The sequence below is a fragment of the Rhizobium leguminosarum genome, from assembly GCF_004123835.1.
GTDB classification, from domain to species: Bacteria; Pseudomonadota; Alphaproteobacteria; order Rhizobiales; family Rhizobiaceae; genus Rhizobium; species Rhizobium leguminosarum_M.
The window spans coordinates 352,091-369,496 of record NZ_MZMU01000018.1 but is presented as its reverse complement, the minus strand read 5'-3'; the positions used below and the strand labels follow the sequence as shown (position 1 = coordinate 369,496).

Genomic DNA, 17,406 nt, shown 5'->3' with positions numbered 1-17,406 from the left:
GGCATGAATTTCGGACTGAGCGAAGAACAGGAAATGATCGTCGAGACGGTCCGCGCCTTCGTCGAGACCGAAATCTATCCGCATGAAAACGAGGTCGAACGCAGCGGCATCGTCCCGCCGGAGCTCGGAGACGAGATCCGGCGCAAATGCATCGACCTCGGCTTCTACGCCTGCAATTTCCCGGAAGAGGTCGGCGGCGCCGGCCTCGACCATGTCACCTTCACGCTGGTCGAGCGGGAGCTCGGGCGCGGTTCCCTGGGGCTGACGGTTTTCTTCGGCCGGCCTTCAGGCATCCTGATGGCCTGCGAGGGCGAGCAGCGCGAGCGCTATCTCCTGCCCGCGGTGCGCGGCGAGAAGATCGATGCGCTCGCCATCACCGAGCCGGACGCCGGTTCCGATATGCGCGGTATGAAATGCGCTGCCCGCCGCGACGGTGGCGACTTCATCCTCAACGGCACGAAACATTTCATCTCCCATGCGGATGTCGCCGATTTCGTCATCGTCTTTGCCGCGACGGGCGAGGAGGAAACGCCGAAAGGTATCAAGAAGAAGATCACCGCCTTCCTGGTGGATCGCGGCACGTCGGGCTTCGAGATCCTCAAAGGCTATGATTCCGTTTCGCATCGCGGCTACCACAACTCAACGCTCAGCTTCGAAAATTGCCGACTTCCGGAAGCCCAAGTGCTGGGCGAGGTGCATCGCGGCTTCGATATCGCCAATCAATGGCTCTACGGCACACGGTTGACGGTTGCCGCCACCTGCGTCGGCCGGGCACGACGTGTCTTCGACATGACGCTGCCCTATGCCGCCGGGCGCAAGCAGTTCGGCAAGCCGATCGGCGCCAATCAAGGCGTGTCGTTCAAACTCGCCGATATGATCACCGAGATCGACGCGGCCGACTGGCTGACGCTCGCCGCCGCCTGGCGGCTCGATGCCGGGCTCTCCGCAGACCGGCAAATCGCCTCGGCCAAGCTTTACTCCTCCGAAATGCTGGCCAGGGTCACCGATGAGGCGATCCAGATCTTCGGCGGCATGGGCCTGATGGACGACCTGCCGCTCGCCCGCTTCTGGCGGGATGCGCGCGTCGAGCGCATCTGGGACGGTACCTCTGAAATCCAGCGGCATATCATCAGCCGCGATCTGCTTCGACCTTTGGGAGCGTGAGCCGATGATGCCCCGCTCGCTCGACCGCCTGCTCAGACCGCAAACGATCGCCGTCTTCGGCGGCCGCGAGGCGCGCAGGGTGATCGAGCAGTGCGATCGCATGGGTTTTGCCGGCGAGATCTGGCCTGTCCATCCCAAACTCGACGAGGTGCTCGGGCGGTCCTGCTATCGCTCCGTATCCGATTTGCCTTCGGCGCCTGACGCCGCCTTCGTCGGCGTCAACAGGACGTTGACCGTCGAGATCGTCCGCAGCCTTTCTGAGGCCGGTGCCGGCGGTGCGGTCTGTTATGCGTCGGGTTTCAGCGAGGCGACGGGTGAACTCGGCGACGGCGCCGAGCTGCAGCAGGCCCTGCTGGACGCAGCCGGCGACATGCCGATCCTCGGGCCGAATTGCTACGGGCTGATCAACGGTCTCGACGGTGCGCTGCTCTGGCCCGATCAGCATGGCATACAGCGTATCGAACGTGGCGTCGCGATCCTCACGCAATCCTCCAATATCGCCATCAACCTGACCATGCAGACCCGCGGCGTGCCGATCGCCTATGTGGTCACGGCCGGCAACCAGGCGCAGACATCGCTTGCCGATGTCGCCTGCGCACTGATCGACGATCCGCGCGTCACGGCGGTCGGCCTTCATGTCGAAGGTTTCGGCGATCTCTCGGCACTCGAACGCCTGGCCACCATGGCCCGGCGGTCGAGGAAGCCGGTCGTCGTGCTGAAGGTCGGCAGGTCCGAGCAGGCAAAACGCGCGGCGGTGTCGCATACCGCCTCGCTTGCCGGCAGCGATGCCGTCGCGGATGCCGTGCTCGCCCGCCTCGGTCTTGGCCGTGTCCAGACCTTGCCGGCGCTGCTCGAAACCTTGAAGCTGCTGCATGTCGCCGGCCCGCTCGCAAGCCATTCGATCTCGTCGATGAGCTGTTCCGGGGGCGAGGCCTCGCTGATGGCGGATGCCGCCGTCGGTCGCAATGTGGAATTCCCCGCGCTGCAGCCGCAACAAATGCCCCGTCTGCGGCGGGTCCTCGGCGAGATGGTGACGCTTTCCAATCCGCTCGATTACCACACCTTCGTCTGGGGTGATCTCGCACGCCAGACCGAAGCCTTCAGTGCCATGTTCGAGGGCGGTTATGCTCTCAATCTCGTCGTCCTCGACTTCCCCCGCGGTGACCGCTGCGATGCGTCCGAATGGGCGATGACGGCAGACGCGGTCATGACGGCCGCCGCCGCAACAGGTGCGCTGGCCGGCCTTCTGGCGACCCTCCCGGAAAACATGCCGGAGCCCATCGCCGATCGGCTGATGGCAAATGGCATCATTGCCTTCTGCGGTATCGACGAAACCATCACGGCAGCGGAAGTCGCCGCCGGCATCGGCCAGGCGTGGGATCGCCCGCCTCCCCTGCCGCTGCTCGATGTGTCCTCTATCGATGGCGAGATTGAGACGCTGACGGAGGCCGATGCGAAGGCGGAGCTGGCCGCCTTCGGCCTTCCGGTTCCGCAAGGGCTGTTGGCCTCCTCTCCCGGTCAAGCAGCCGAGCAGGCCCAGCGGCTCGGTTTTCCCGTCGTGCTGAAAGCGCTCGGCATTGCCCACAAGACCGAGGCTGGGGCCGTCGCACTCAACCTGGAGGACACTAAGGCAGTGTCGAATGCGGCGGCGGCCATGCCGCCGAATGCCGGTTATCTGGTCGAGAAAATGATTGATCCGCCGGTCGCCGAACTCATTGTCGGCGCCATCCGCGACCCTGTCTTCGGATTGTCGCTCACGCTTGGAGCGGGCGGAATCTTCGTTGAATTGCTTGAAGATTCCATCATCTTGCCCCTTCCGGCGACGAAAACCGATATTCACGCGGCAATTTCGCGTCTCAAACTTGCAAAATTGATCTATGGCTATCGTGGGCGGCCGAGAGGCGATCTCGAGGCCGCTGTCGGCGCTGTCTCAGCAACGGCAGATTATGTCGTAAAGAACGCGGCATCCCTGGAGGAACTGGACATTAATCCATTGATGGTTCTTCCCGAAAGGCGTGGCGTTGCCGTAGTCGATGCTCTGATACGGCGGAGGAGGTAGCATAGGTTGAGCGACCACATTCGCACACGACAAGACGACGGAGTGCTCGAAGTCGTCATCGACCGGCCGAAGGCGAATGCCATCGACCTTGCGACCAGTCGCGCCCTGGGGTTGATCTTCCGAGATTTCCGCGACGATCCGGCATTGCGTGTCGCCATCGTCTCGGGCGCCGGCGAGAAGTTTTTCTGTGCCGGCTGGGACCTCAAGGCGGCTGCATCAGGCGATGCGGTCGACGGAGATTACGGCGTGGGTGGTTTCGGCGGGCTGCAGGAACTGCGCGACCTCAACAAGCCCATCATTTGTGCGGTCAACGGCATCTGTTGCGGCGGCGGTCTGGAGATCGCGCTGTCGACCGACCTGATCCTCGCCGCCGAGCATGCGACCTTCGCCCTGCCGGAAATCCGCTCGGGCACGGTTGCCGATGCGGCTTCCATCAAGCTGCCGAAACGTATCCCCTACCACATCGCCATGGACATGCTTTTGACCGGTCGCTGGCTCGACGTTCACGAGGCGCATCGCTGGGGTTTCGTCAACGAGGTCCTGCCGGCCGACAGGCTGATGGAGAGAGCATGGGAGCTTGCCCGGCTACTCGAGAGCGGGCCGCCGCTCGTCTATGCGGCCATCAAGGAAATCGTGCGCGAAGCGGAGGGTTCGACGTTCCAGACTGCCATGAACAAGATCACCAAACGGCAGTTTGCGACGGTCGACAGGCTCTATTCGAGCGAGGACCAATTGGAAGGCGCACGGGCCTTCGCCGAGAAGCGAAGCCCCATTTGGAAAGGAAAATAACCAGGCGGCAGCAACCGCATTATTTTCCCGCATGATGCGGGCACCGGAGGTGGAGAGGAAACCGCCTGCGGACCTGCCCGGAAGTTCTGTCAACGCACCATAAAGAAGGAACTGGGGAATGAACGACTACACCAAATATCTCGCAAGCCGTGTCACCGTGGGCGGGCTCAGCCGCCGCGAATTCATGGGACGCGCCATGGCGGCGGGCATCACACTTGCCGTCGCCGACAAGCTCTTCACCGAAAGTGCTCAAGCTGCCGAACCGAAGCGCGGTGGCCACCTGAAGCTCGGCCTTGAAGGCGGTGCGGCCACCGATTCCAAGGACCCGGCAAAATTCCTGTCGCAGGTCATGTTCTGCATTGGCCGCTGCTGGGGCGACATGCTGGTCGAGTCCGATCCGCTGACGGGTGCCGCCGTGCCGTCGCTTGCCGAATCCTGGGAGCCGTCGAAGGACGCGGCGACCTGGACCTTCAAGATCCGCAAGGGCGTCAAGTTCCACGATGGCAAGGAACTGACGATCGATGACGTCGTCGCGACGCTAAAGCGCCACACCGACGCGAAGTCGGAATCCGGCGCGCTCGGCGTTCTCGGTTCGATCAAGGAGATCAAGGCTGACGGCGGCAATCTCGTGCTGACGCTCAGCGAAGGCAATGCCGACATGCCGCTGCTGCTGTCGGACTACCATCTGGTCATCCAGCCGAACGGCGGCGTCGACGATCCGCTCGCCTCGATCGGCACCGGCCCCTACAAGATGACGAGCTTCGAGCCCGGCGTCCGCGCCACCTTCGAAAAGAACAAGGACGACTGGCGCACCGACCGTGGCTATGTCGATTCGATCGAAATCATCGGCATGAACGACGCGACCGCCCGCATCGCCGCACTTTCGTCCGGCCAGGTGCACTACATCAACCGCGTCGACCCGAAGACCGTCAACCTGCTGAAGCGCGCCCCGAACGTCGAGATCCTCTCGACCACCGGTCGCGGCCACTACATCTTCATCATGCATTGCGACAAGGCGCCGTTCGACAATAACGACCTGCGCCTCGCGCTCAAATACGCCATGGATCGCGAGACCATGGTGCAGAAGATCCTCGGCGGTTACGGCAAGGTCGGCAACGACTTCCCGATCAACAGCACGTATGCGCTGTTCCCCGAGGGCATCGAGCAGCGCGTCTACGATCCCGACAAGGCTGCTTTCCACTACAAGAAATCAGGCCATAGCGGCTCGGTCCTGTTGCGCACTTCCGAAGTCGCCTTCCCCGGCGGTGTCGATGCGGCGGTCCTCTATCAGGAAAGCTGCAAGAAGGCCGGGATCGAGATCGAGGTCAAGCGCGAACCGGGCGACGGCTACTGGACCAACGTCTGGAACGTCCAGCCCTTCTCGACCTCCTATTGGGGCGGCCGTCCGACGCAGGACCAGATGTATTCCACTGCCTATCTCTCGACGGCGGAATGGAACGACACCAAGTTCAAGCGTCCTGACTTCGACAAGCTGCTGCTGCAGGCCCGCTCCGAACTGGATGAAGCCAAGCGTAAGGACATGTATCGCACCATGGCGATGACGGTGCGCGATGAGGGCGGTGTGATCCTGCCGATGTTCAACGACTTCGTGAACGCCTCCACCAAGCAGGTGAAGGGTTATGTCCACGACATCGGCAACGACATGTCGAACGGTTACGTCGCGACCCGCGTCTGGCTGGACGCCTGATGGCAAGGGGGCGTTTGCCCCTCCGATCTCTAACGAAGCCCGGACCGTGGGATGAAACCCCGCGGTCCTCCCGACGTTTTAGCGCGCGAGGTCCTCGCCATGACCAATCCTGCCCCAAGCAATATCTTGCCCGGCCTCAGGTTGCGGCAGCGTTTTCCGCTGCTTGCTCTCATCCTCGAGCGCTTCGTGCTCAGCCTCGTCCTGCTCTTTGCCGTTTCCATCCTGATCTTCGGCGGTCTGGAAGCCCTTCCCGGCGATTTTGCCACCACCTATCTCGGCCAGTCGGCGACACCGCAGGCCGTTGCCAATATTCGCCAGGACCTCGGGCTGAACCGCCCGATCACGACGCGTTACGTCGAATGGCTCGGCAATGCCGTCCAGGGTGACTTCGGCACTTCCTGGGCCAGCAAGAATTCGGTCAGCGAGCAGATCGGCAAGCGCCTCGGCAATTCGCTCTTCCTGGCGGGTTTCGCAGCGGTGATATCGGTGCCGCTTGCCGTTGGGCTCGGCATGCTGTCGGTGCATTTCCGCAATCGCCTGCCGGATAAGATCATCAACGTGATCTCGCTCGCGGCGATCTCGCTGCCGGAATTCTTCATCGGCTACCTGCTGATCCTGTTCTTCGCCGTGAAGTTCGGCATGGCGACCTTTCCGGCGACCGTTTATGACAGCATGGGCTTCGTCGAGCGGTTGAAGGCGATCGCGCTGCCGACGGCGACCCTCGTGCTCGTCGTACTCGCGCACATGATGCGCATGACGCGGGCCGCAATCCTCTCCGTCATGTCCTCGGCCTATATGGAGACCGCTGAGCTGAAGGGCCTTAGCGCCTTCCGGGCGATCGTCAAGCACGCCGCCCCCAATGCGCTCGCGCCGATCATCAATGTCGTCGCATTGAATCTCGCCTATCTCGTCGTCGGCGTCGTCGTTGTCGAAGTGGTCTTCGTCTATCCCGGCATGGGGCAATATATGGTCGATGCGGTCACCGTGCGCGACATGCCCGTCGTGCAGGCCTGCGGCCTGATCTTTGCCGCCGTCTACATCTTCCTCAACATGATGGCCGATATCCTCGCGATTATCGCCAATCCCAGGCTGAGGCATCCAAGATGAGATTGAGAGATATCCCCATCACCGCCTGGATCGGCATGCTTGGCATCGCCATTGCCTTCATCTTTGCGATCTTCGCACCCTGGCTCGCGCCCTATGGCGAGACGCAGGTCGTCGGCGACGTCTGGCAGATGCCTGATGATCAATATATCTTCGGCCTCGACAATCTCGGCCGCGACATTCTCTCACGCCTGATCTATGGCGCGCGCACGACGCTGCTGGTCTCATCCGCCGCCACCGTCATCTCCTTCTCGCTTGGCGTTATCCTGAGCTTCACCGCGGCCGTCTCGCGCGGCCTCATCGACACCGTCCTCTCACGCTTCAACGATCTGATGATGTCGATCCCGACTCTGATCTTCGCGCTCGTGGTTCTTGCGGTGCTGCCGCAAAACATCGTCGTGCTGATCCTCGTCATGGCGATCCTCGATTCCACCCGCGTCTACCGCCTCGGCCGCGCCGTAGCGCTTGATGTCGCGGTTATGGAATTCGTCGAGGCGGCGACGCTGCGCGGCGAAGGCAAGCTTTGGATCATCTTCCGCGAAATCCTGCCGAACACGCTCTCGCCGCTGCTGGCAGAGTTCGGACTGCGGTTCGCCTTCTCGATCCTGTTCCTGTCGACGCTTTCCTTCCTCGGCCTCGGCATTCAGCCGCCCGCGGCCGATTGGGGCGGCATGGTCAAGGACAACAAGGACGGCATCATCTTCGGCATCTCGGCAGCGCTGGTGCCGGGCACGGCGATCGCTGTGCTGGCCGTCTGCGTCAATCTCGTGGTCGACTGGCTCCTGAAACGCACATCCAGCCTCAAGGGAGGGCGCGGCGATGCCTGAGCTTCTTTCCGTTCGCAATCTGAAGATCGAAGCAACCAGTTATCCGCCGGGCGAACCGCCGAAGCGTGTCACGATCGTCGACGGCGTTTCCTTCGACCTTCAGAAGGGCAAGGTTCTCGGCCTGATCGGGGAATCCGGCGCCGGCAAGTCGACGATCGGCCTTTCCGCACTCGCCTATGGCCGAGGCGGCGCTGATATCACCGGCGGTGAAGTTTTGCTCGATGGCGCCAATATCCTGGCGCTCGGCAAGAACGGCATCCGTCAAATCCGCGGCGCGCGGGTCTGCTACGTCGCGCAATCGGCGGCCGCCGCCTTCAATCCTGCGCATCGGCTCGGCGATCAGGTGATCGAGGCGTCCGTCAAACATGGACTGATGAGCAAGGACGAGGCGCGCAAACGTGCGCTTTATCTGTTCGGGGTTCTCGGCCTGCCCAATCCCGAAGCCTTCGGCGAGCGTTTTCCCCATCAGGTCTCCGGCGGCCAGTTGCAGCGCGCGATGACGGCGATGGCGCTCTGCTCCAACCCCGAACTCATCGTCTTCGACGAGCCGACCACAGCGCTCGACGTCACCACGCAGATCGACGTCTTGGCGGCGATCAAGCATGCCATCGAGGAGACGCACACGGCTGCCCTCTACATCACCCACGACCTTGCCGTCGTCGCCCAGATCTCGGACGACATCATGGTCCTGCGCTACGGCAAACAAGTGGAATATGGCAGCGTCCAGCAAATCATCGAGGCGCCACGGGAAGACTATACGCGCGCCCTCGTCAATGTCAGGCAAGCCTACCGCGAGGAGGCCGCCGACCAGTCTGCGGCACTTCTCAAAGTGGAGAATGTCAGCGCCGAATATTCCAACGGCTTCAAGGTGCTGCACGATGTCTCGCTGCATGTGCCGAAGGGGCAGACGCTCGCGGTCGTCGGCGAATCCGGTTCGGGCAAATCGACCCTGGCGCGCGTCATCACCGGCCTTTTGCCGCCGAGCAGCGGACGCGTCGTCTTTGACGGCAAGCCGCTGATGCCAGGCCTCAAGAACCGGCCGAACGACGACCTGAGGCGCATCCAGCTAATCTACCAGATGGCCGATACGGCCATGAACCCACGACAGACGGTGCGCGACATCATCGGCCGGCCGCTGACCTTCTACTATGGCCTGAGGGGGGCGCAGAAGACGGCAAGGGTGAAGGAACTGCTCGAGCAGATCGAAATGGGCAAGGGCTTCGTCGATCGCTACCCGGCCGAACTATCAGGCGGCCAGAAGCAGCGCGTGGCGATTGCCAGAGCGCTTGCCGCCAAGCCCGAGCTCATTCTCTGTGACGAGCCGACCTCGGCGCTCGATCCGCTGGTGGCGGAGGGCATCCTCAAGCTGCTGCTGCGCCTGCAGGCAGAAGAACAGCTGTCCTACATCTTCATCACCCACGACATCGCGATCGTCCGGGCGATCGCCGACAGCGTGGCGGTGATGCATCGCGGCAAGCTGGTGCGGTTCGGTCCGAAATCGAAGGCGCTGTCGCCGCCCTTTGACGACTACACCGATCTGCTGTTGAAATCCGTGCCGGAAATGGAAATCGGCTGGCTGGAACGCGTGCTCGCCACGCGACGCATGGAGAGCGCCGGCAACTGAATGTGCATAAGGAATGAACATGACCTCGCGCGGCTTCACCACCATCGAGAATGAATGGATTACGCTGAAGGATGGGACGCGACTTGCCGCGCGCATCTGGATGCCTGATCGCGCGGAGGAAGATCCCGTTCCGGCCGTCTTCGAATTCCTGCCCTATCGCAAGCGAGACGGAACCAGCCTCAGGGACGAGTCGACCTATCCGGTGTTTGCGGCGGCAGGCATTGCCGGCGTGCGCGTCGATATCCGCGGATCCGGAGAGTCCGATGGTATCATCGACGGCGAATACACCGAATGCGAACTTGCCGATGCCTGCGAGCTTATTGCCTGGATTGCCGCGCAGCCATGGTCGAACGGCTCGGTCGGTATGATGGGCATCTCCTGGGGCGGCTTCAACTGCCTTCAGGTCGCAGCGCTGCGCCCGCCGGCGCTCAAGGCCGTCATATCAATCGCCTCGACGGTCGACCGCTACAATGACGACATCCACTACAAGAACGGTTGCCATCTCTCTGCCCAACTCTCATGGGCGGCGACGATGCTCGGCTACCAGTCACGACCGCCCGACCCGGCACTTGTCGGCGAGCGCTGGAAGGAGATGTGGCTGGAACGTCTGGCAGGCGAACCCTTCTTCATGGAGGAGTGGCTGACCCACCAGCGGCGCGATGATTTCTGGCGTCATGGCTCGATCTCAGAAGATTTTTCGAGCGTCGAGATCCCCGCGCTGGTGATCGCGGGCTGGGCGGACGGCTACCGCAATACGCCTCTGATGGCGGTCGAAGGCCTGGGCGGGAAAGCCAAGGCGCTGATCGGCCCCTGGGTTCACAAATATCCGCACTTTGCCTGGCCGAAGCCCCGCACGGATTTCCATGGCGAAGCAATCGCCTGGTGGAACAAATGGCTGCGTGGCGAGGACAATGGCATCGACAGGCTGCCGCAGGCCCGCGCCTATATTCTCGATGCGATCCGCCCTGCCCCGCGACGCGACAGCGATCCGGGCTTCTGGGTCGCTAAGGATGCTTGGTCGCCACCGCAGATGCAGTGCTTCTACGTGGAGCAGTTCGGCAAATTGACGGAAGGCATGCCGATCCCGCAGGCGCCCGAGCATTCCGTCTATCTCAGCTCTCCCCTCGACACCGGTACGGCGTCCGGCGAATATTTCACACTGAAGCCCGACGCTGAAATGGCAGGCGATCAACGCTCGGACGATGCCGGTTCGCTGGTCTTCGATACGATGCCGCTTGCCGATGATTGCGACTATCTCGGCCGACCCGTGCTCGTACTTTCGCTGCGTTCTCGGGCCACGACCGGAAATCTCTGCGCCCGGCTCGTCGATATCCATCCGGATGGCACGGCAACGCGTGTCGCCTTCGGCGTCATCAATCTCACCCACCGGGACGGCAACGCAGATCCGAAGCCCCTGCTCCCTGGGGAGACGGTGTCGATCCGCCTCGTGCTCGATGCCTGCGGCTATCGCTTCCGCAAAGGGCATCGCATCCGCCTTTCCCTCTCCACGTCATACTGGCCGATGATCCTTCCACCGCCTGATAACGAAGGAATCGACATCGATGTCGCGTCGCTCGGCCTGGCGCTGCCGATGTTCGGCGACCACCAGAGGATCGACATCAAGGAACCGGCCAATCCCGATCCCCTGCCGAAATACATCGAGCATGTCGGCGCCGCAACGAAGCGGCAGGTCGTCCGCGATCTCTCGGCCAACCGAACGGAATATCATATCCACGAGGACACCGGACTCACCGAACACCCGCAGACCGGCCTGTCGACGCGGCAATTGCGGGAGGAAGTCTGGTCGATTTCACGGGATGATCCGCTGTCGATGATAGGCATGTCAACCTGGACCTGCGACATGCGCCGCCCAGGCTGGTTCGTGCGGACGGTGTCGACCGCTAGGATTGCCTGCACCAGGGCCGAGTGGATCATCAGTGCTGTCGTCACGGCCTTCGAGGACGATGTGCAGATCTTCGAGAAGGTCTTTGCGGAAAAGCGGATTGCGCGCGACCTGATGTGATCGTCAGGCCGCCGCAAAGCGCCTGATCGCCTCGCAGACGGCGCGGAAGCCGTCCCGTGCGCCATCGCTCATGTGACGGGCGCGCAGCCAGGCATGCACCATCTGCGGCTCCTCCCGGAACCAGACGTCGACGCCCTCCGCGGTGAGCCGGGCGGCATAGTGCCGGCCGTCATCCCGCAGCGGATCGAAATGCGCGACCGTGATGAATGCTGGCGGCAGCCCGGCAAGTGAAGCTGCATGCAGCGGCTCGGCGATCTCATTGCCTGCCGGCGCCTGCAGGATCTCGCGGTAATAAGCGACATCCGCCGTCGTCAATCCTGGAGCCGCAGCCATTTCGACATAGGAGCCTGCAGCAAGGTCACCGCCCAGCGCCGGATAGATCAGGACCTGGCCGACGACGCCGGACAGGCCCTCGTCGCGCGCCCGCAATGCAAGGCCCGCTGCAAGATTGGCCCCGGCGCTGTCGCCGATCAGCACGACCTTGCTGTTGGCGGAAAGCAGATGCTTCAACACGGTAAAGCCGTCATCCGTCTGTGCCGGCCAGCGATATTCAGGGGCCAGCCGGTAATCGACCGAAACGAGTTCCGCACCGGCAAAATCCGCGATCTCGGCGCAGATGGCATGATGGCTCTCGAGCGAACCGACAACGAAGCCGCCGCCATGAAGATAGAGAAGAATGGTGCGCGTGCTGATTTTCCGCGGACGGTAGCGCCGGATCGGTATGCGCTGGAGCATGCCGTCCGCAAAGATCATCTCCGGGGGCAGCGGGCGGTCGAAACGCGCGCAAAGAGCGTCGTACCAATGTCGCTGCTGTTCGATCGATGCTTGAACGGCGTCTGGCGGATAGAAGGAATCGCAAATCGCCAGAAACTGCAGGATGCCCCTTTCAGTGGGGACAGGCGGTTGAGCGGACATGCAGGTCCTTTCGCGATTTGGGACATGACAGATCATGTCCCTGGCCGACTCTATCTTCATCATGCGCCTTTGTGACGGAGCCGATCTGTCTGGCCGCGACCCATGAATGTCGCGGCTTTCAAAATTCCCAATAATTTTTTCATCGTGGACCCAAGGAAAGCCATCCGAGAAACGTCTCAATCTCGAATTAGCATCTTGCTGTTCGGTTTGGGGTAGGTGCGGAATTGGATGCGGAGCTCATAGAACGAGCGCAGGGCGGCGACCGGGAGGCTTTCGGGCAACTGGTCTCGCGCCACTATGATTTCGTCCATGCGACGGCGTGGCGGTGGTCTGGCAGTTCCACGGATGCCGACGACATCGCCCAGGAGGTCTGCGTCAAGCTCGGCGCGGCCATCCGCAGCTTTCGCGGCGCCAGCCGCTTCAGGACATGGCTCTATACTCTGACGCTCAACGCCGCCCGTGACCATAGACGCAAGCTTGCACGAGAGGCGCAGACATTCCGCGCTTACGCCGCCGAACCACAGCAGGATGCGCCGGCCGGAAATGATGACGAGATATCGAGCGAATTATGGGCAGCCGTGCGCGCCTTGCCGGAAAGGCAATGCGACGCCGTGCTGCTCGTTTACGGCGAAGGTCTCAGCCATTCGGCTGCTGCCGATGTCATGGGCTGTTCGGAGGCGACGGTGTCCTGGCAGGTCCATGAGGCGCGCAAGAGGCTGAAGGCCGTGCTCGGCAAGGAAGAGGTATGACCGTGGACAAGGAACTCGAAAAGCTCTCCCGCCTCACACCGCCGGCACCCGATCCGGAGGCGCGCGCGCGTGCGCTTGCTGCGGCGATGCAGGCCTTCGACGCCGCCGGAAATAATGCGGCGGCGCCCCAAGGAAATGCGAAAGGCTGGCGTCAAAGCTCCATCATCAACTGGATATGGAGCCCTGCCATGAACAAGAAATTCCTCGCCGGTTCAGCCCTTGCGACGCTGCTCGTTATTCCCGCCGCCGGTTATCTCGCGATCGAGCTGACCCGCAAGGGATTGCCGATCGTCGATCAGACTGAGATCGCCGGCAATCTTTCGAAAAGTGAGGCGTCGAAACAACCGGCTGCAACCGCCGGTCAGCCGGTTACGGTCGCGCCGCAAGCACCGGGCGGGAACAACAGCCTGGCTGAGCATTCTGTTGCCGTCGCGCAAGCCCCGCAGGACAAGGAGGCACCGGCACTCGCGAAACCCGATTCGTCGCAGACATCCGAATTCGATGCCAGCGACGCCGCCGCCCCCACGAACAAGCCGGAGGGTTCTGCCGCGGCACTCGGGGCGGCCAAACGCGCTGTGCCGGCCGCTCCCGGCATCGTCCCCCAGCGGCAGTTTGCCGAACCGATGGCTGCCATCGCCCCTTCGCCTACTCCGCCTGCAGAGGGGCATGTCCAGATTCAGCTCGATTCCAATCGCGAGCGATTTGCCAATGCTGCGGCAAATCCGATCAAGAGCGTGGCGACGGATCCGGTCTCGACCTTCTCCGCCGATGTCGACAGCGCGTCCTATGCCTTCGTCCGCCGCTCGTTGACCGGCGGGGCGATGCCCGATCCGCAATCGGTTCGCGTTGAGGAGATGATCAATTATTTTCCCTATGACTGGCCGGGTCCTGATAGTGCCGACCAGCCTTTCAAGGCGACCGTGACGGTGATGCCGACGCCGTGGAACCACGACACGGAATTGATGCATGTGGCGATCAAGGGCTATGACATCGCGCCGGCGACCACGCCGCACGCCAATCTGGTCTTCCTGATCGACGTGTCGGGCTCGATGGACGAGCCGGACAAGCTGCCGCTTCTGAAGAGCGCCTTCCGTCTCCTCGTCAACAGGCTGAAGGCCGACGATACCGTCTCGATCGTCACCTATGCCGGCAATGCCGGCACCGTGCTGTCCCCGACACGCGTGGCGGAGAAATCGAAGATCCTGTCGGCAATCGACAGCCTGGAGCCCGGCGGCTCGACCGGCGGCGCCGAAGGCATCGAGGCAGCCTACGATCTTGCCAAGCAGGGCTTCGTCAAGGACGGCATCAATCGGGTGATGCTGGCGACGGACGGCGACTTCAATGTCGGTCCCTCGAGCGACGAGGATTTGAAGCGCATCATCGAAGAAAGGCGCAAGGACGGCATCTTCCTCACCGTTCTCGGCTTCGGGCGGGGCAATCTCAACGATTCCCTGATGCAGACACTCGCACAGAACGGCAACGGCAGCGCCGCCTATATCGACACCCTGGCCGAGGCACAGAAGACGCTGGTCGAAGAGGCCGGATCGACGCTGTTTCCGATCGCGAGCGACGTCAAATTCCAGGTCGAATTCAACCCGGAACGGATCGCCGAATACCGGCTGATCGGCTACGAAACGCGGGCGCTGAAGCGCGAGGATTTCAACAATGACCGTGTCGATGCCGGCGATATCGGCTCCGGTCATAGCGTCACGGCGATTTACGAAATTACGCCGAAGGGAAGTCCCGCGGTGATGAATGACGACCTGCGGTATGGCGCAGCTGAGAAGGTGCCGGCTGAGGCCTCCGACAACGCCCATCAAGGCGAGCTTGCCTTCGTCAAGATGCGCTACAAGCGGCCGGGCGAGGACAAGAGCGCCCTCATCACCTCGCCTGTCAACGATGGCAACGCGGTCGCCACCGTCGATGCCGCGCCGCAGGATGTCCGCTTCTCGGTGGCCGTCGCCGCCTTCGGTCAGAAACTGAGCCGCATCGCCGCCCTCGATTCCTATTCCTACCGGGCGATTGCCGATCTCGCCGCGGCATCACGAGGGACTGACACCTTCGGCTACAGGTCGGACTTCCTCGGCCTCGTTCGTTTGGCGGACGGCCTCAGTCAACGCTGAGGCAGGAGGCACAAAATGAGAGGCCGTCCTAAAAAGGGCGGCCTCGGCTCAACGGTTACCCCAGTCTCGACCCGTTGGCGGTGAGATAAACAGCGTAGAGAGACGTGCTCGCGGTGATAAAGAGACGGTTCAGTTTCTCGCCGCCGAAAGTGACGTTGGAGACGCCCTCAGGAATATGGATCTTGCCGATCAAAGTACCATCCGGATCGTAAGCGTGCACACCGTCACCGGCGCTCGTCCATATCCTGCCTTTCCGGTCCACGCGAAAACCATCGAACAGGCCTGAGGTACATTCCGCGAAAACGTCGAGATCGGTCAGCCTTCCCTCATTCGAGACTGCGAGCTTTCTGATATGACGCGGACCGCCGGGCAGGTGCGTTGCGCCGGTGTCGGCAATATAGAGCACCGTCTCATCCGGGGAAAAGGCCAGTCCGTTCGGCTTGACGAAATCGGATGTGACCTGATCGGTCGTGCCTGTTGCCGGATCATGCCGATAGACATGGCATCCGCCGATTTCCGCCTCGCCGTAGTCGCCCTCGTAATCGTGAAGGATGCCGTAGCTCGGGTCGGTGAACCAGACGGTCCCATCGGACTTGACGGTGACATCATTTGGAGAATTGAGCCGCTTGCCTGCAATTCGATCGGCCAGAACGGTGATCCTACCGTCGAATTCGGTTCGTGTGACTCGGCGCGTCAGATGCTCGCAGGTGATCAGCCGGCCCTGATTGTCGACAGTGTTGCCGTTCGAGTTGTTGCTGGGCGAGCGGAATACCGACGTATGTCCGCTGGTATCGTCGTAGCGCATCATCCGGTTGTTGGGAATGTCCGAGAAAACCAGATACCGCCCGGCGGCAAACCAGGCCGGCCCCTCCAGCCAGCGGCCACCCGTCCAAAGCCGCTCGACGCGGGCGTGACCGACGAAGCAGCTTTCAAAGCGCGGGTCGAGAACCTCAAACCCTGTACCGTCAATTTGCCCGAACATGATGCTCCTCCACTTCCCTGAAATTGTTATCGATATCATCCTGTCGTGTTTTGAGGGGTTCGTATAGGTACCGACCTGCCGACCTTTGGGGAAATCTGCCAGGAATCTTGGTTTTCAGACTTCGGAACGGTGCATTCCTGCAATAATATCGATTGTGCGATGATAGCGATAACTTTATCGTGTCTTGAATTGCCCAACTCGGAAGCTTTGTGAAAGCGGAGACCAGTGAAAAACGAGGATGAGCCGAAAGACAAGCGTCTCAAGCCGGGAGACGCTCAAAAGCTGACGATGGCGGAGGTCGCCAAATATGTCGGCGTATCCGCCATGACCGTTTCGCGTGCCTTTCGCCAGGATGCAAGTGTTTCCGAGGAGACCCGAAAGCGCATCATGGAGGCCGTCGACGCGCTCGGCTATGTGCTCGATCTCTCTGCCGGCAGTCTTTCGTCGCGGCGGAGCGGCTTCATCGCCGCCTTGGTGCCCTCCATCAACAATTCGAATTTTTCCGACACCGCGCGCGGCATGACCGATGCGCTGCAGAATACCGGCCTTCAGCTTCTTCTCGGCTATACCGACTATTCGGCGGAGAAAGAGGAAGAGCTGATCGAGGCGATGCTGCGCCGCCGCCCCGAAGGCATCATCCTGACCGGTGGTTCGCACACGGCGCGCGCGCGGCGCATGCTCGCAAAAGCCGGCATTCCCGTTGTCGAGACCTGGGAGCTTCCGGAAGATCCGATCAATCAGGTCGTCGGCTTTTCCAACAGCGAGGCGATGGCCTTGCTGGTGCGGACGCTTGCCAGCCAGGGATATCGGAAGTTTGGTTATATCGGCGGAACGACGGCGCGCGATACGCGCGGCAGCCAGCGGCGAAGTGGTTTCCAGAAGACTGTCGAAGAACTGGGCCTCGGACCTGGGCGGATGATTTCCTTCGGCGTCCCGCCCATCACCATGGAGCAGGGTGGCCAGGCAATCGTCAGTCTGCTGGAGCGCTGGCCGGACACGGAAGTGGTTCTCTGCGTCTCCGACCTTTCCGCCTTTGGCGCCATCATGGAATGCACGCGCCGGGGAATGAAGGTTCCAAGGGACATCGCCATTGCCGGTTTCGGCGACTACGAGATCTCGTCCATCTGTCATCCGCGCATCACGACCATCAATGTGGATTGTTATGGCATCGGTCGCCAGGCGGCAGCCCGCCTGCTGGATGCCCTCCATGCCGGCGGGTCGACCGGCGATGAGATCACATTGACGAGCTATAAGGTTGTCTTGCGCGAAAGCACGGAGCGCGCTGGCGTGCCGACTGCTTGAGACTAAAGCGCCGCGCGTCTTTTCAGATGCGCGGCGC

General features: G+C 62.0%; 13 protein-coding genes. 11 read left to right on the top strand and 2 right to left on the bottom strand.

The window, feature by feature from the left end:
• Positions 1-3: 3 nt before the first annotated feature.
• The 8 genes from B5P46_RS26505 (at position 4) to B5P46_RS26470 (ending at position 11,298) form a co-directional block, all read left to right on the top strand.
• On the top strand, positions 4-1,164 hold the full coding sequence (locus B5P46_RS26505) for an acyl-CoA dehydrogenase family protein (protein ID WP_129421322.1): 1,161 nt from the start codon (positions 4-6) through the stop codon (positions 1,162-1,164).
• 4 nt (positions 1,165-1,168) lie between these two features.
• A complete protein-coding gene (locus B5P46_RS26500) occupies positions 1,169-3,223 on the top strand; it encodes an acetate--CoA ligase family protein (protein ID WP_129421321.1) in 2,055 nt (684 codons plus the stop codon).
• Between the two features lie 6 nt (positions 3,224-3,229).
• Positions 3,230-4,012, top strand: coding sequence for a carnitinyl-CoA dehydratase (locus B5P46_RS26495; RefSeq protein WP_129421320.1), 783 nt, complete (start codon positions 3,230-3,232; stop codon positions 4,010-4,012).
• A gap of 118 nt (positions 4,013-4,130) precedes the next feature.
• Entirely contained in the window at positions 4,131-5,720 is a 1,590-nt protein-coding gene (locus tag B5P46_RS26490; protein ID WP_129421319.1) for an ABC transporter substrate-binding protein, read from the top strand.
• A 99-nt stretch (positions 5,721-5,819) separates the two neighbouring features.
• A complete protein-coding gene (locus tag B5P46_RS26485) occupies positions 5,820-6,827 on the top strand; it encodes an ABC transporter permease (RefSeq protein ID WP_129421318.1) in 1,008 nt (335 codons plus the stop codon).
• Positions 6,824-7,651 (top strand): ABC transporter permease, encoded by an 828-nt coding sequence (locus B5P46_RS26480; RefSeq protein ID WP_129421317.1) that lies wholly within the window; start codon positions 6,824-6,826, stop codon positions 7,649-7,651. The genes B5P46_RS26485 and B5P46_RS26480 overlap by 4 nt, the downstream gene beginning before the upstream one ends.
• Positions 7,644-9,275 (top strand): ABC transporter ATP-binding protein, encoded by a 1,632-nt coding sequence (locus tag B5P46_RS26475; RefSeq protein WP_129421316.1) that lies wholly within the window; start codon positions 7,644-7,646, stop codon positions 9,273-9,275. Before B5P46_RS26480 ends, B5P46_RS26475 begins: the two co-directional genes overlap by 8 nt.
• 19 nt (positions 9,276-9,294) lie before the next feature.
• Positions 9,295-11,298 (top strand): CocE/NonD family hydrolase, encoded by a 2,004-nt coding sequence (locus B5P46_RS26470; RefSeq protein WP_129421315.1) that lies wholly within the window; start codon positions 9,295-9,297, stop codon positions 11,296-11,298.
• Between the two features lie 3 nt (positions 11,299-11,301).
• On the opposite strand, the gene B5P46_RS26465 is transcribed toward B5P46_RS26470, so the two are convergent.
• Positions 11,302-12,213 carry an alpha/beta hydrolase gene (locus B5P46_RS26465; protein WP_129421314.1) on the bottom strand — a complete coding sequence of 304 codons (912 nt, stop codon included), beginning with the start codon at positions 12,211-12,213 and terminating at the stop codon, positions 11,302-11,304.
• 224 nt (positions 12,214-12,437) lie between these two features.
• Between B5P46_RS26465 and B5P46_RS26460 the strand changes: the two genes are divergently transcribed.
• Both B5P46_RS26460 and B5P46_RS26455 read left to right on the top strand, forming a co-directional pair.
• Positions 12,438-12,962, top strand: a complete 525-nt coding sequence (locus B5P46_RS26460) for an RNA polymerase sigma factor (RefSeq protein WP_129421313.1) — start codon at positions 12,438-12,440, stop codon at positions 12,960-12,962.
• A complete protein-coding gene (locus tag B5P46_RS26455) occupies positions 12,959-15,085 on the top strand; it encodes a VWA domain-containing protein (RefSeq protein ID WP_129421312.1) in 2,127 nt (708 codons plus the stop codon). Before B5P46_RS26460 ends, B5P46_RS26455 begins: the two co-directional genes overlap by 4 nt.
• 55 nt (positions 15,086-15,140) lie before the next feature.
• On the opposite strand, the gene B5P46_RS26450 is transcribed toward B5P46_RS26455, so the two are convergent.
• On the bottom strand, positions 15,141-16,067 hold the full coding sequence (locus B5P46_RS26450) for an SMP-30/gluconolactonase/LRE family protein (RefSeq protein WP_129421311.1): 927 nt from the start codon (positions 16,065-16,067) through the stop codon (positions 15,141-15,143).
• Between the two features lie 225 nt (positions 16,068-16,292).
• On the opposite strand from B5P46_RS26450, the gene B5P46_RS26445 reads away from it, so the two are divergent.
• Positions 16,293-17,369, top strand: a complete 1,077-nt coding sequence (locus B5P46_RS26445) for a LacI family DNA-binding transcriptional regulator (protein ID WP_129421310.1) — start codon at positions 16,293-16,295, stop codon at positions 17,367-17,369.
• Positions 17,370-17,406 lie beyond the last annotated feature (37 nt).